Here is a 15313-nt window from a genome sequence, read left to right as displayed (position 1 = left end):
AGAAAGGCACTAATTATAGGCTTTCTGTGAAAGTACGAGTAATTACATCACGTTGTTGTTCTGGTGTTAATGAGTTGAAACGAACTGCATAACCTGAAACACGGATAGTTAATTGCGGATATTTCTCAGGATTTTTTACTGCATCTTCTAATGTTTCACGGCGTAATACGTTTACGTTTAAGTGTTGACCACCTTCTACTTTGATAGTTGGTGCAACATTAACTGGCACTTCACGGTATGAAACTTGACCTAATTCGCTGATTGCAACGACTTGGTCTTCTTGGAAATCACCTTTAGCCACTAAGCAACGTGCTTCGTTTTTCTCTTCATCTAATAACCAGAAAGAGTTTAATAAGTTTTTGTTTGCAGATTCAGTGATTTGTACACCTTTGATCATTTTTGACTCCTAGTATGTTGGGAAGAATTATAAGAAAATTTTAATTTTTCAAAAAATTTTGAGTATTTTAACGCTTATCTTTTAAAATGCGAGAAAAATTTAATCATTTTTGTAAAAAAATTTGATCTTAGATTAAAAAACAATCAGATTTAACGTACTATTTTTATTTGTAACAATTTAATAACAGGATAAACTATGAACACTTGGACAGAAGCTATCGGGGAAGAAAAAACTCAGCCCTACTTTCAACATATTTTGCAATATGTGCATCAAGAACGTTTAGCTGGAAAAATAATTTATCCACCTCAAAATGAAGTGTTTAATGCCTTTGTATTAACTGAATTTAAAGATGTTAGAGTCGTGATTTTAGGGCAAGATCCTTACCATGGACCAAATCAAGCTCACGGTTTATCTTTTTCGGTCAAACCTGGTATTGCGCCACCACCGTCATTACTGAATATGTACAAAGAATTAGCACAAGATGTCGGGTTTCAGATTCCTTCACACGGCTATTTGGTCGAGTGGGCAAGACAAGGGGTATTGTTACTTAATACGGTTTTAACCGTTGAACAGGGAAAAGCCCATTCTCATGCGAATATTGGTTGGGAAACCTTTACGGATAAAGTGATTCATCAACTGAACCAACATAGAGAAAATCTCGTCTTTTTACTTTGGGGCAGTCATGCTCAAAAGAAAGGACAATTTATTGATAGGCAACGTCATTGCGTCTTAACTGCACCACACCCATCCCCACTTTCTGCCCATCGTGGTTTTTTGGGATGTCGTCATTTCTCTCAAACTAATGCTTATTTAAGAGAAAAAGGGATCAAAGAAATTCATTGGCAACTGCCATTACAAGCGGTGTGATCAGTCTCATTTTTTGCAAAAACAAAAAAACCGCCATTCATAAAATGGCGGTTTTTTTTCTATAAATTCATTACGCTTTTGCTTGTGCTCGTTTACCAAGTACAACGGTTACACTAAATGCGATAAATGCTGAAATTGCCATACCTACACAGTACATCGCTAAACTTTCAGGTTTGATTGATGGAATACCAGGTAAACCTGCCGCACCTAATGCGATCGCTTTTACATTAAAGAATGCGATAAATGCACTTGCTGTACCTGATGCAATCATTGCAGCAATAAACGGATAACGATAGCGTAAGTTCACACCAAACATAGCTGGTTCAGTAATACCTAATAATGCTGAAATACCTGATGGAACAGCAATACCACGTACTTTTGCATCTTTCATCACAAATGCTGCACCTAAACATGCTGCACCTTGAGCAATGTTAGACATAGCTGCGATTGGAAAAATGAATGTACCGCCTGTGTTTGCCACTTCGGCTAATAATTGGGTTTCTACAGCGATAAAGGTTTGGTGCATACCTGTGATAACGATTGGCGCATAGAATGTACCGAAAATTGCACCACCGACAAAACCTAAAGTGTCATATAACCAAGTTAAACCGAAGCTGATTAATGAACCTGCTTCACGACCTAATGGACCAATGATCGTGAATGCTAAGAAACCTGCAATGAATAATGAGAATAACGGCGTGATTAAGTTATCTAAGAATGAAGGAACAACTTTGCGGAAACCTTTCTCTAACGTTGCTAATACCCACGCAGAAACTAAAGTAGGGATAACAGTACCTTGATAACCAACTTTCTCAATTTCTAAACCAAAGACATTCCAGTATTGGATATTGCCTTTAGCAAGGGTTAGGGCGTAGTTCCAACCATCCGCTAATGCTGGGTGAACTAATAACATACCAAGTGCTGCACCTAAATATGGGTTACCGCCAAATTTACGGGTTGCAGAGAAACCTAACAGAACAGGCAAGAATACAAATGGTGCATTTGCAAAGGTGTTCATTAAGTCCACTAAATCTGCAATACCTGGGTACATATCAACAACATTCACACCTTCTGCAAAGAAGCCTTTTGCAGTAAGCATGGAGTGAATACCCATTAACAAACCGCCTGCTACGATAGCTGGAATGATTGGTACGAAAATGTCTGCTAAGCCTTTGACTAAACTTTGTAAAAGCCCTTGTTTATCCGCCCCAGCACTTGCTACTTCAGCAGTGCTCATATCACCGATACCTAATACTTTGGTTAATTCCGCGTGGACTTTATTTACTGTACCCGAACCAAAAATAATTTGGTATTGACCTGCCACTGAGAACTGGCCCTTAACACCTTCAATGTTCTCAATGCCTTCTTTATCGATTAAAGATTCATCTTTAACCACCATACGCAAACGGGTTGCACAGTGTGCTGCTGCAGAGATATTATCTTTGCCCCCGAGTTTATCAATCACTTGTTGAGCGATTTGAGGAAAGTTCATAGTTACCACCTATATTTATGTGAGAATATCAAAATTTAAACGCTCGCATTCTAACTAAAACGGTTTAGCTAAAAAAGCAAAATTTGCTAAAACGTTTTAGTTTTGTAATCTAGATCACATTTTTAGCAAAGTTTAGCTAAATCTATGGCTAAAATCTATTTGCAAAAAATTGGCACAATCTACCCGCTTGTATACCGATACAGCAAAATATAATTCTAACGAAAAACTTCACTAAAATTTGATTTAAGTAAAATCTATCCCTTTTTAAATAAATTCGAAATAGATAGAATTCATCTCGTTTTTTTAATTTTTATGAGGTTTATATGTTGTACTTTGAGTTTTTACTCTTATTAGCATTTCTTTATGCTGGAAGCCGTTACGGTGGTATAGGTTTAGGGGTTGTTTCCGGTATTGGTTTAGCTGTTGAAGTCTTTATTCTTCGTATGCCTGTAGGAAAAGCACCTATAGATGTGATGTTGATCATCCTTGCCGTTGTCACCTGTGCCTCTATTCTAGAAGCCGCAGGCGGTTTAAAATTCATGTTACAAGTGGCAGAAAAGATCTTACGTAAAAACCCTAAACGTGTCACTTTACTTGGACCATTAGTTACCTACGTCATGACATTCATGCTAGGTACAGGCCACTCAGTGTATTCTGTAATGCCAATTATTGCGGATGTTGCCTTAAAAAATGGTATTCGTCCTGAACGTCCAATGGCAGCATCCTCTGTTGCATCTCAGCTTGCCATTACCTCAAGTCCACTTTCTGCAGCCGTTGTATTCTATCTCGCTCAAATTACACAATTACCGGGATTTGAACACGTTACCCTATTAAGTATTATTGGTGTCACGGTTCCAGCCACATTTGCGGGTACTATCGCGCTTTCTTTATATAGCTTACGCCGTGGTAAAGAATTAGAAGATGATCCTGAATATCAACGTCGCCTACAAGATCCAATTTGGCGTGAACGTATTTTAAGTACAACAAGCACTACATTGAATGAAGCTCTTCCAGCTGGTGCTAAAAAAGCTGTTTTACTATTCTTACTTTCATTAATTGTGATTGTTGTCATTGCTATGTTCCCTGAAATTCGTACTGTTGGAACAGGTGAAAAAGTTAAACCAATTTCAATGTCATTAATCATTCAAATGATGATGCTCTGTTTTGGTGGTATTATCTTACTTGCAACTAAGACAAACCCACAAACAGTGCCTAATGGCGTCGTATTTAAATCTGGAATGGTCGCAGCAATCGCAATTTTTGGTATTGCATGGATGAGTGATACTTACTTCCAATATGCAATGCCACAGTTCAAAGCTGGTATCACCGAAATGGTAGAGACCTATCCATGGACTTTTGCACTTGCACTCTTTGCTGTATCGGTAGTGATTAATAGTCAGGCAGCAACAGCAGTAATGATGCTTCCTGTAGGTATTGGCTTAGGCTTACCTGCACCATTACTTGTTGGTTTAATGCCTGCAACTTATGCTTACTTCTTTATTCCTAACTATCCATCAGATATTGCTACTGTAAACTTTGATGTTACTGGGACAACGAAGATTGGTAAATATTACTTCAACCATAGCTTTATGGTACCGGGATTAATTGGCGTACTCGTCGCTTGCTGTGTCGGTGTTGCAATTGCAAATATTATTATTTAATCATATTTACTAAATCATAAGAAAACAGGCTGAAAATTCAGCCTGTTTTCATTCTACTACATGTCAATTTTTTATCTTTATAAGTGACTATTAGCGAGGTTGTATCAAACATATTGATCTTGTATAAGATAAATCAAAAATAGTCTTAAATAATCACATAATAGAAAAACAAGCTTATAAATAACAGCTTTCAAAATCCCTTACTTATAGCCCAAAAATCTTTAAATATACCTCAAGAGCACTCCGGATGGTTTAGAAATCATCATATTTAAATAACTATTTTTAAATAAAAGCTATCATTCATAAATAATTTTTGTCATATAGGTTATTTATCTATGAAAAATAGAAGAATCTAAATAATTCGGACATAAAAAAACTCCTAACTAAAAATAGTTAGGAGTTTATTAACTTAATCGTAAATTACTCAGAAACTACGTTGATAGTTACTACTGCATTTACTTCAGCGTGTAAGTGTAATTTCACTTCGTGTTCGCCAGTAGTACGTAATGCACCTTCTGGTAAACGAACTTCTGATTTAGTTACTGCAACGCCTGCTGCAGATACTGCTTCAGCAATATCACGTGCACCAACAGAACCGAATAAACGACCGTCATCACCTGCTTTAGAAGTGATTACGATTGCTGCTAAGTTAGCGATTGCTGCTGCACGAGCTTGTGCTGCAGATAATGCTTCTGCTGCTTTCGCTTCTAATTCTGCACGACGTGCTTCAAAGTGAGCAATGTTTGCTGCAGTTGCCATAACCGCTTTACCTTGTGGGATTAAGTAGTTACGTGCAAAACCTGCTTTAACAGTTACTTGGTCACCAACAGTACCAAGTTGAGCAACTTTGTCTAATAAAATAACTTGCATTGTACTCTTCCTCTCTTATTACTGATGGTTGTCAGTGTATGGAAGTAACGCAAGGTAGCGAGCGCGTTTGATTGCACGAGCTAATTGACGTTGATACTTCGCACGAGTACCTGTGATACGGCTTGGAACAATTTTGCCGCTTTCTGAAATATAGTTCTTTAATGTAGCGATATCTTTGTAATCGATTTCAACAACATTTTCCGCTGTGAAGCGGCAGAACTTACGACGACGGAAATAACGTGCCATTTTGGCTTCTCCTAATCTATAAATTCAATCTGTTCGGTGTGCAAGACTAACTGATTTAAATCATTGTAGTCTTTGTGAGTATGGATAAACCCTTTTACTCGAACTTTCCCACCGACCTTCATTTGTTGGGTTATTAAACTAAATTGATTGCCAGCCAAAACCACTTGGATTTTGCACCACGCTTGGCGTTCTAAATTCACTTCTTTTTGGCTTGAACGATGTTCTAGGTAAAAAGAGTAAGTTGGAATACCTATCGGGCTTAGGCTTTGTTTAATCGTTGTTGCTATAGTGCCACTTAAGATTAAACAGTTATCAATAGACGAATTACTCGTCTGCATCCTCAGCTTCAACTTCTACTAAAGCTTCTGGAGCTTTACGCTCATCTTTTGCTTTAAGCATTGGTGATGCTTCTGTTACCGCTGCTTTAGTGTGTAACACTAAGCTACGAAGAACGGCATCGTTGTAACGGAAGTTAGTTTCTAACTCATCGATTACGTTTTGTGGAGCTTCTACATTCATTAACACATAGTGTGCTTTGTGAAGTTTGTTGATTGGGTATGCTAATTGACGACGACCCCAATCTTCTAAGCGATGAACTTGACCGCCTGCTTCTTTAACAGAAGCGGTATAACGCTCGATCATACCAGGTACTTGTTCGCTTTGGTCCGGGTGAACCATAAAAACGATTTCGTAGTGACGCATTGTCGATCCTTACGGGTTAACAGCCTCCAAGGTTGCCAGTCACCAGCGTTGGAAGCAAGGATTAAAAAACAGGTGTGACTGAAGGCGCGTATTATACGCACAAAATTAGACTTTGCAAGTAAAGAGAGTAGACAAGCGGTCAGATTTCTATAATTTTTTGCAAGAAAGTGACCGCTTGTATCAAGGTTTAAATTAGCTTAATAAGCCTGTTTGGTGTGCAATGAACAATAGAGTGAAGCCAGAAAGGTAAATTAATCCAATAATGGATAACCAAAATAATCCGCCTTTTACTCGATGTTCACCTTTTAATACTAAAGAAAGGTTTAACCATGCAAATATCGGTGTTGATACAAATGAACAAATCATCGCAAAGGTTAGCATTTTTGCAACATCACTCATAAACAAGGTAATAATTAAAATACCAATCGCAGATGTCACAGTTAACCAAATATTTAACTGTAATTGTGAACTCTCTTTTTTATTTAAAAGTAAACGTAATGCTTCCGCATTCGCACGAGAATAACCATCAATTACAGTAATCGTTGTTCCAAACATACACATAAAAGCAATAAATGCAATTAATAAACGAGACCAATCACCAATGGCATAAGCATACATTTTAATTAACTGAGCAATATATTTAACACCAGCTTGCTCAACCGTTTCACCCGAACCATATTGAACAATCGCACCAAGTGCAAGGAATACAAGGGCTAAGATTGCAGTACCGATAAAGCCAACATTGAAATCAAATAAGCCGTCTTTATAGCTGATTTGCGTGAAACGTTTTTTCGCAATAACCCACATAGAGTTAATTGCAGAAATCTCAATTGGTGCTGGCATCCATCCCATCAAAGCAACAATAAATGCGAGTGAAGCTAAATTCCATGGAGACGGTTCAACAAAGTCAGGTACTACTGTGCTACCTTTAAAAGCAGCAATGATCACCGCAGTCACAGTCGATACCGTCAACGCAATCATAATCCATTTAGAAAGAGTATCTAAGAAACGGTATTTTCCTAATAACAACATACCCCATGTGACCGCAATCACAATAGTGCTAAGTTGTGGAATGCCTAATCCTAAGCTTGATGGTAAAATAAAACTTAAAATTGCCGCAGTCACAATGCCAACACCAGCTGTATTAATCATTGCAGCAAAAACATTCAAAATAAAGAACACCCAAAGGTAAATACCACCTTTTTCTTTATAACCTTCAAGTAGGGTCTTTCCTGATGCTAGCGTATATTGCACCCCAAAACGGAAAAATGGATACTTAAATAGATTTGCTAAAACAATAATAATAGCCAACTGCCAGCCATAAATTGCACCCGCTTGAGTTGATGCAACAATATGAGATCCACCAACAGCTGCAGATGCCATTAAAATTCCAGGTCCCATTGCTGCAAATTTGGATTTCCATGTTGAAGCAGGTTCAGTATGGTAATTTTGTGTATTCATAAAAAACTCTCAATATCAAAAAATATAAATTTTTAAAGGGGAGTGATTTTAATCATAAGATTTCAATAAAAACAATCCACCCAAAGAAATAAAATAGTTATACTGATATAATAAAGATTATCAGCAAAGCCACCTAAAAAAACCTAAATGAAAAGAACTTTTTACTTTATTTTTCCTATTTTCTTATATTTATCTCTACTATGCAGCCCTATTTCGCTCGCAAAAGAGAGAATTATTCAATGTAAAGTAGTCGGAATTAATGATGGCGATACCCTAACTTGTCTCTACAACCGTAATCCGCTCAAAGTTCGATTACAGCATATTGATGCCCCTGAATCTGCCCAAGCATTTGGCAATAAAGCAAAACAATCTCTTGCAAAGCTCGCTTTTAAAAAGGAAGTGATTTTAGATATTTCAGGCTACGATAAATATCAACGTTTGCTTGCTGTCGCCTATGATTTAAATGGCAACAACATTAACTTAGTACAAGTTCAGCAAGGTATGGCATGGGCATATCGTCAAACACAACCGATATATGAACAGGCTCAACAACAATCTCAAAGGCAACGTATCGGCTTATGGCAAGATAAGAATCCAATCAATCCAGCGGATTGGCGTGCAAGCAAGCGGTTAGATCCGAATGAAAATTTGCAAAATTCTCCAGCTAACTCACCGCTTGTCACTATAAATTGTCAGGTCAAATTAAGTTGTAATAGAATAGCCAATTATGAAATGGCTCAGCGTTATTTTAAACAGTGTGGTTGGAAAGAACTGGATGGAAATAATGATGGAATCCCTTGCAATAAACTTTATAGAAAGGCTCAGCGACAATGATTAATCACGAATTTCGACACCAATTCCCTTTTTTCCAAGAAAATGCTACTTGGGCGTATTTAGATTCTGCCGCCACGACATTAAAACCCCAAGTATTGATTGATAGTACAAACCACTTTTATCACTCATCGGGCTCGGTACATCGTAGCCAATACGATCTTATTCAAACAGAACGTTATGAACTCGCACGAGATTTAGTTGCTAAACGTTTCAATGTTGAATCAAGGGATGCTGTCATTTGGACAAGTGGAACAACGCATTCATTAAACTTGATCGCTCATGGTTTAGCCCATACACTCAACCCAGATGATGAAATTCTGGTTTCTATTGCAGAACATCATGCAAATTTTATTCCTTGGCAACAGTTAGCCATGCGGACACAAGCCAAATTTATTGTGTTACCGCTAAACAATGAATATCAAGTTGATGCGAAAATACTAACTCAACATCTATCCGATAAAACAAAAATTGTCGCACTCAATTTAGTCTCTAATGTCACGGGTGTCCGTCAGCCTGTGGAACAATTAATTCCACTCATTCGCCAACATTCATCTGCCAATATCGTGTTAGATGTCGCTCAAGCAGTCTGCTCTGAACAGTTCGATGTACAAGCACTTGGTGCGGATTTCTATGCTTTTTCAGCTCATAAAATGTATGGACCAACAGGTGTAGGCGTTTTGATGGGAAAAAAAGCCAGCCTTGCACAACTTCAGCCGCTCTTTTTTGGTGGAAAGATGCTACACACCGTTGATGAGCATCAGCTTACTTTAGCTGAACTCCCCTACCGTTTAGAAGCTGGCACACCCAATATTGCAGGTATCATTGCGTTTGACGCGGTTTTGGAATGGCTAGAAACATGGGATTTTTCTGAATTAAATCAACGACTTTATCAACTCGCAACAGACACACGCAAGCGGTTACTTTCTTATAAAAATGTGCAAATTATCGCAGAGCATAGCCAAAGCCCAACAGTTAGCTTTACGATAAAAGATCAACATCATGCGGATGTTGCTACGATTCTGACAGAACAACAAATTGCACTGCGTAGTGGGGAACATTGTGCTAAGCCTTATTTACGTTATTTAGCGCAAACAGGAACGTTACGGCTATCCCTAGCACATTACAATACCGAGCAGGATCTTGAGCGATTTTTTAAGGCATTCGATTTTGCCTTAGATATTTTAGAAAATTAATCTCTATTTAGATCAAAAAATCGTAAATTACCCGAATTTCCGCTAGAACGAAAAGGCGTTATAAGGTAATCTGCACACCGTTTTTCAATTTATTTAAAAATTTAATTATTTCGTTATAGGTATTTAATATGGTAAAAAAAATTGCTGTTTTAACCAGTGGTGGTGATGCACCAGGTATGAATGCCGCGATTCGTGGCGTAGTACGAGCAGGCTTAAGTGAAGGCTTTGAAGTTTATGGTATCCAAGATGGTTACTATGGCTTATATCACGATCGAGTAATTAAACTGGAACGCCGTTCTGTCTCTGAAGTGATCAACCGTGGCGGTACCTTCTTAGGTTCAGCTCGTTTCCCTGAATTTAAAAATCCAGAAGTCCGAGCAAAATGTGTTGAAACCTTGAAAAAGTATGAAATTGATGCTTTAGTTGTTATCGGTGGTGACGGCTCTTACATGGGTGCGAAATTACTTACTGAAGAACACGGTATTGCTTGTATCGGTTTACCAGGCACGATTGATAACGATGTAGCAGGCACAGATTACACTATTGGTTTCCAAACTGCGCTTGAAACAGCATTAGAAGCGATTGACCGTTTACGTGATACATCAACTTCTCACCAACGTATCTCAATTGTTGAAATCATGGGTCGCCACTGTGGTGATTTAACCTTAAGTGCGGCATTAGCGGGTGGTTGTGAATATATTATTGTTCCAGAGCGTGGTTTAGATAAAGAATCACTCATGCGTAACATTGAAGATGGATTCAATAAAGGTAAACGTCATGCCATTATTGCTATCACAGAATTAATGACCGATGTGCATCAACTAGCAAAAGAAATTGAAGCACGCTTTGGTCACGAAACCCGTGCAACGGTATTAGGTCACACACAACGTGGTGGTGCGCCTTGTGCATTTGACCGTATTTTAGCGTCTCGTATGGGTGTTTATGCCGTTGAATTATTAAAGCAAGGTTATGGTGGCCGTTGTGTCGGTATTCAAAACGAAAAACTCGTTCACCACGACATCATTGACGCTATTACCAATATGCGTCGTCCATTTAAAGAAGAACTTTTCGAAACATCTCGCAAATTGTTCTAATAGACAAAAACGCCGAGTTATCTCGGCGTTTTTTATCATTTATTTTAGCTGCTCTTCGATAATACCACCGCCTAAACAAACTTCGCCCTGATAAAATACCGCGGACTGTCCAGGCGTTACAGCAATTTGAGGTTCATTAAAAACCACTCGAATGGTTTCGTCATCAAGCGGTTGGATTTCACATAAAATATCCGCTTGGCGGTAGCGTGTTTTTACTGTGCAACGTAGTTTTTCACGGATCGGTTGGCGATCTACCCAGTGAAGTTGGCTTGCAATGAGGCCGCTTGAAAGCAAAGCGGAATTATCCTGACCTTGAGCGACAATTAGCACGTTGTTCACCAGATCTTTTTCCACTACATACCACGCATTTTCACTCGCCCCTTTTACGCCACCGATACCTAAGCCTTTGCGTTGCCCTAGGGTGTGGTACATTAAGCCATCGTGACGACCAATCACTTGTCCATCGACGGTTTTAATATCTCCAGCTTGAGCAGGTAAATAACGAGCAAGGAAATCTTTGAATTTACGTTCGCCGATAAAACAGATACCTGTTGAATCTTTTTTCTTCGCCGTCACTAAACCTAAGTCTTCCGCAATGGCTCTCACAATCGGTTTTTCAATATCCCCCACAGGGAAAAGACTTTGTGCGACCTGTTGCTCACTTAGGGTGTAGAGGAAATAACTTTGATCTTTGTTGCTATCCAGTCCACGCAATAATTTTGGCTGTTGATCAAGCGGTGGACGACGGACATAATGCCCTGTGGCAATAAAATCCGCCCCTAAATCCTCTGCAGCATATTCTAAAAAGGCTTTGAATTTGATCTCTTTGTTACACAGAATATCAGGGTTTGGTGTACGTCCAGCTTTATATTCTGCAAGGAAATGCTCAAACACGTTATCCCAGTACTCTGCGGCAAAATTGATTTTATGCAGTTTAATACCCAACTTATCACAAACAGCTTGTGCATCAGCTAAATCTGCCGCCGCAGTACAGTAATCCGTATCGTCGTCTTCTTCCCAGTTCTTCATAAACAAGCCTTCCACTTGGTAGCCTTGCTGTTGAAGAATAAAGGCAGAAACCGAAGAATCTACGCCCCCTGACATTCCGCAGATCACTTTTTTCTTTGCATTTTCGGCTAATTGTTCATCGGTAAGTGTGGGAAAATGTTGTTGGTAAGTTTTTGAAATCATCATTTACTTCACTTCGTAAAACTGAGCTTCTTTTTTTGCAAATTTTTGCTCATATTCTGCTTTTGCTGCTTCATCACCCGCATCTAATTTCTTTTGTAAATTGTCGCATGGTTCTTCGCAATCGCACATTTTTTTCATGCCTAAAGCTGTAATACCACCACAACTTCCTTTGATGGTTTTACCTTTGATAATAAAGCCAATTGACATCATAAATATAATGGCTACAAAAAAGCCAAATGTCATTAAAATGGTTTCCATATTCCTTCCTATTTTTGATTAATTAATTTTTCAAAAGCCGTAGACATTTTCGTCTCATAGCCTTGCCCTTTTTTGATAATTAAGAAAATTGCTAGATTTTCACGCTCGGCAATTTCTAATGCTTTTTCAGAACCAAGAACAAATAGCCCTGTTGAAAGACCATCCGCTGTCATTGTAGATGGAGAAAAGACTGTAATAGAAGCCAAGTTATGGCTAATTGGTCTTAAGGTTTTAGGATCAATAATGTGAGAAAGGCGATTTCCTTGCTCATCTTCGAAATAATTACGGTAATTACCTGAAGTTGCCATTCCTAAGTTATGTAATGGAACTGTAATTTGACTTGCGGTTCCTGGGGTAAACTCTGGCTTTTCAATTGCAATCCGCCAAGGTTGCCCTTGCAAATTATTTCCCTTACCTCTTAATTCTCCACCAATTTCGACTAAATAGTTTTGTAAACCAAGTTGATCAAGATATTCGGCTAATTTATCTACACCAAAACCTTTTGCAATAGAAGAGAGATCGACATAAAGTTCAGGATCTTTTTTGATTAAATTTCCCTTACTATTTTCACCATTATTCTCAAGAGTGGCTATAATTTTATTAATACCAACGGCTTTTGCTTTTTCATTAATTTGTTCCACCGTTGGTTCTTTATTTAAACGTTTGTCAGGTCCAAATCCCCAAAGGTTAACAAGAGGTCCAACCGTTATATCTAAAGCACCTTCTGTTACTTTATTTAAACGAATAGCCTCTTCCACAACAAGGGCAAAATCTCTTGATACAGGAAAAGGCGTATCTACTTGGCGAAAATTATTAAACTCAGATATTTGTGAGTTCTTTTGGTAAGTAGACATCTCATTATTCACCATTTTCAGAACAGACTCTAATTGCTGCTGAACTTCTTCTGGCTTCGCTAGATTTTCAATTTGACCATCATCAATATATTTGATGTGGTATGTTGTCCCCATTGTTTTTCCTTCAAAGGAAATTTGCTGAGGCTCTTTATTACAAGCGGAAAGCATTAAGGATAGACATAAAGTGACACAAGATATTAGTAATGTTTTGATTTTCATACATCCTCCCAAAACAACAATTAATAATGGAAAATAGATAAGGTATACAACTTCCCTATCTATTTTCCATTAGTAATTTAGGGTTGGATTTTGTAAAAAACTCACAAAATCCAACCGCTTGTTTTACTGATTAACCACCGAAATCATCTAATAAGATGTTTTCATCTTCTACGCCAAGATCTTTTAACATCTTGATGACAGAAGCATTCATAATCGGTGGACCACACATATAGTATTCACAATCTTCAGGTGCTTCGTGATCTTTTAAGTAGTTTTCATAAAGCACGTTGTGAATAAAGCCTGTGTAACCGTCCCAGTTATCGCCTGGTTGTGGGTCAGAGAGTGCCACATACCATTTGAAGTTGTCGTTCTCTGCTTGTAAGCCGTCGAAATCTTCTACATAGAACATTTCACGTTTAGAACGAGCACCATACCAGAAGGTCATTTTACGTTTAGATTTTAGACGTTTTAATTGGTCGAAAATGTGTGAACGCATTGGCGCCATACCTGCACCACCACCGATGAAGACCATTTCTGCATCAGTATCTTTGGCGAAGAACTCACCAAATGGACCAGAAATTGTCACTTTATCACCTGGTTTTAATGACCAAATATATGAAGACATTTGACCTGGCGGTACATCTGGGTTATTTGGTGGCGGAGTTGCAATACGCACGTTAAGCATAATAATGCCTTTCTCTTCCGGGTATGAAGCCATTGAGTACGCACGGATAATTGGCTCGTCCACTTTAGACACATAACGCCATAGGTTAAATTTGTTCCAGTCTTCGTGATATTCTTCGTCGATTAACGGTTTGTAATCTTCATATCTCACGGTGTGAGCTGGCGCTTCGATTTGAATATAACCACCAGCACGGAATGGCACTTCTTCGCCTTCTGGAATTTGAAGTTTAAGCTCTTTGATGAAGGTTGCTTTGTTATCGTTAGAGATAACGGTACATTCCCATTTTTTCACACCAAAGATCTCTTCTGGTAATTCCACATCCATTGAGCTTTTCACGTTGACTTGACACGCTAAACGATAGCCTTCTTTTGCTTCACGTTTAGTAATGTGTGAAAGTTCAGTCGGTAGAATTTCACCACCACCACTTTTTACTTTAACGATACATTGACCACAAGAGCCACCACCGCCACACGCAGATGAAACGAATATACCTTTACTTGCTAACGCACCAAGTAATTTACCACCTGCTGGCAAAGTAATTGCTTTTTCTGGATCATCATTGATAGAAATGGTGATGTCGCCTGAATCGACTAATTTTGATTTAGCCACAAGGATAAGTACTGCAAGCACTAATACAAGGGCAGTAAATACCACGATACCGAAAATAAAATTATCCATTCGATACGCTCCTTATAATTGAATGCCCGAGAAAGACATAAAGCCAAGTGCCATTAAACCTGCGGTGATAAAGGTAATGCCTAAACCACGTAAGCCTGCAGGAACATCTGAGTATTTCATTTTCTCAGTTAAACCTGCTAACGCCACAATCGCTAACATCCAGCCTGTACCTGCACCGATACCATATACCACAGATTCACCGAAGTTATATTCACGTTGAACCATAAATGATACCGCACCGAAGATTGCACAGTTTACGGTAATAAGTGGTAAGAAGATACCTAATGCACTATAAAGTGCAGGGAAAAACTTATCCAAAATCATTTCAAGAATTTGCACTAGTGCAGCAATAACACCGATAAAGGTGATAAAGTTAAGGAAAGTTAAATCAACACCTTCAATTAATGCTCCGTCTTTTAAAACGTTCTCGTAAACGATTTGGTTAGCCGGAACCGCAATACCGAGTACAACGATTACCGCAATCCCTAAACCGAATGCAGTTGAAACTTTCTTAGATACCGCAAGGAATGTACACATGCCAAGGAAGAAAGAAAGTGCCATATTTTCAATGAATACGGACTTAACAAATAGACTTAAATAATGTTCCATTG

At 38.4% G+C, this 15313-nt stretch carries 16 protein-coding genes and 1 pseudogene; 5 read left to right on the top strand and 12 right to left on the bottom strand.

Going from position 1 to position 15313, the window contains the following annotated elements:
* Positions 1-13: 13 nt before the first annotated feature.
* The gene (gene grcA, locus EXH44_RS08190; RefSeq protein WP_162857025.1) at positions 14-397 is read right to left on the bottom strand and encodes an autonomous glycyl radical cofactor GrcA; all 384 of its coding nucleotides are present in this window, start codon (positions 395-397) and stop codon (positions 14-16) included.
* Between the two features lie 195 nt (positions 398-592).
* Here grcA and ung point away from each other — a divergent pair, with 195 nt between their 5' ends.
* Positions 593-1264 (top strand): uracil-DNA glycosylase, encoded by a 672-nt coding sequence (ung, locus tag EXH44_RS08185; RefSeq protein ID WP_162857024.1) that lies wholly within the window; start codon positions 593-595, stop codon positions 1262-1264.
* 70 nt (positions 1265-1334) lie between these two features.
* On the opposite strand, the gene EXH44_RS08180 is transcribed toward ung, so the two are convergent.
* Positions 1335-2756, bottom strand: a complete 1422-nt coding sequence (locus tag EXH44_RS08180) for a sucrose-specific PTS transporter subunit IIBC (RefSeq protein WP_162857023.1) — start codon at positions 2754-2756, stop codon at positions 1335-1337.
* 323 nt (positions 2757-3079) lie between these two features.
* Here EXH44_RS08180 and EXH44_RS08175 point away from each other — a divergent pair, with 323 nt between their 5' ends.
* Entirely contained in the window at positions 3080-4417 is a 1338-nt protein-coding gene (locus EXH44_RS08175) for an anaerobic C4-dicarboxylate transporter (RefSeq protein ID WP_162857022.1), read from the top strand.
* Between the two features lie 420 nt (positions 4418-4837).
* Here the strand turns inward: EXH44_RS08175 and rplI are convergent, their stop codons facing one another.
* The 5 genes and pseudogenes from rplI to EXH44_RS08150 all read right to left on the bottom strand — a co-directional run bounded on the left by rplI (position 4838) and on the right by EXH44_RS08150 (position 7696).
* On the bottom strand, positions 4838-5287 hold the full coding sequence (rplI, locus tag EXH44_RS08170) for a 50S ribosomal protein L9 (RefSeq protein ID WP_162857021.1): 450 nt from the start codon (positions 5285-5287) through the stop codon (positions 4838-4840).
* Between the two features lie 18 nt (positions 5288-5305).
* A complete protein-coding gene (rpsR, locus tag EXH44_RS08165) occupies positions 5306-5533 on the bottom strand; it encodes a 30S ribosomal protein S18 (protein ID WP_005598105.1) in 228 nt (75 codons plus the stop codon).
* Positions 5508-5871: pseudogene (gene priB, locus EXH44_RS08160) on the bottom strand (primosomal replication protein N). Before priB ends, rpsR begins: the two are co-directional and overlap by 26 nt.
* Positions 5858-6235: a 30S ribosomal protein S6 gene (rpsF, locus tag EXH44_RS08155; protein WP_035492165.1), complete on the bottom strand. Its 378-nt coding sequence runs from the start codon at positions 6233-6235 to the stop codon at positions 5858-5860. The pseudogene priB and the gene rpsF overlap by 14 nt, the downstream one beginning before the upstream one ends.
* 192 nt (positions 6236-6427) lie before the next feature.
* Positions 6428-7696: an NRAMP family divalent metal transporter gene (locus tag EXH44_RS08150; protein ID WP_162857019.1), complete on the bottom strand. Its 1269-nt coding sequence runs from the start codon at positions 7694-7696 to the stop codon at positions 6428-6430.
* 147 nt (positions 7697-7843) lie between these two features.
* Between EXH44_RS08150 and EXH44_RS08145 the strand changes: the two genes are divergently transcribed.
* From EXH44_RS08145 to pfkA, 3 genes are all read left to right on the top strand, one after another.
* Entirely contained in the window at positions 7844-8530 is a 687-nt protein-coding gene (locus EXH44_RS08145) for a thermonuclease family protein (protein ID WP_162857018.1), read from the top strand.
* The gene (locus EXH44_RS08140; protein WP_162857017.1) at positions 8527-9723 is read left to right on the top strand and encodes an aminotransferase class V-fold PLP-dependent enzyme; all 1197 of its coding nucleotides are present in this window, start codon (positions 8527-8529) and stop codon (positions 9721-9723) included. Before EXH44_RS08145 ends, EXH44_RS08140 begins: the two co-directional genes overlap by 4 nt.
* Positions 9724-9851: 128 nt before the next feature.
* Complete coding sequence (pfkA, locus tag EXH44_RS08135; RefSeq protein WP_162857016.1) at positions 9852-10817, top strand: 6-phosphofructokinase; 966 nt, start codon at positions 9852-9854, stop codon at positions 10815-10817.
* Between the two features lie 39 nt (positions 10818-10856).
* On the opposite strand, the gene mnmA is transcribed toward pfkA, so the two are convergent.
* The 5 genes from mnmA to nqrE all read right to left on the bottom strand — a co-directional run bounded on the left by mnmA (position 10857) and on the right by nqrE (position 15311).
* Positions 10857-12008: a tRNA 2-thiouridine(34) synthase MnmA gene (gene mnmA, locus EXH44_RS08130; protein WP_162857557.1), complete on the bottom strand. Its 1152-nt coding sequence runs from the start codon at positions 12006-12008 to the stop codon at positions 10857-10859.
* A 3-nt stretch (positions 12009-12011) separates the two neighbouring features.
* Positions 12012-12266: a (Na+)-NQR maturation NqrM gene (gene nqrM, locus EXH44_RS08125; protein WP_162857015.1), complete on the bottom strand. Its 255-nt coding sequence runs from the start codon at positions 12264-12266 to the stop codon at positions 12012-12014.
* A gap of 8 nt (positions 12267-12274) precedes the next feature.
* The gene (locus EXH44_RS08120) at positions 12275-13339 is read right to left on the bottom strand and encodes an FAD:protein FMN transferase (RefSeq protein ID WP_162857014.1); all 1065 of its coding nucleotides are present in this window, start codon (positions 13337-13339) and stop codon (positions 12275-12277) included.
* 130 nt (positions 13340-13469) lie between these two features.
* Positions 13470-14702: an NADH:ubiquinone reductase (Na(+)-transporting) subunit F gene (gene nqrF, locus EXH44_RS08115; protein WP_162857013.1), complete on the bottom strand. Its 1233-nt coding sequence runs from the start codon at positions 14700-14702 to the stop codon at positions 13470-13472.
* A 12-nt stretch (positions 14703-14714) separates the two neighbouring features.
* Positions 14715-15311 carry an NADH:ubiquinone reductase (Na(+)-transporting) subunit E gene (nqrE, locus tag EXH44_RS08110; RefSeq protein ID WP_135672840.1) on the bottom strand — a complete coding sequence of 199 codons (597 nt, stop codon included), beginning with the start codon at positions 15309-15311 and terminating at the stop codon, positions 14715-14717.
* Positions 15312-15313: the final 2 nt, after the last annotated feature.

The sequence above is a fragment of the Actinobacillus indolicus genome, from assembly GCF_004519515.1.
Taxonomy (GTDB): Bacteria; Pseudomonadota; Gammaproteobacteria; order Enterobacterales; family Pasteurellaceae; genus Glaesserella; species Glaesserella indolica_A.
The sequence above is the reverse complement of the archived record's forward strand: the minus strand, read 5'-3'. Positions and strand labels throughout refer to the sequence as shown.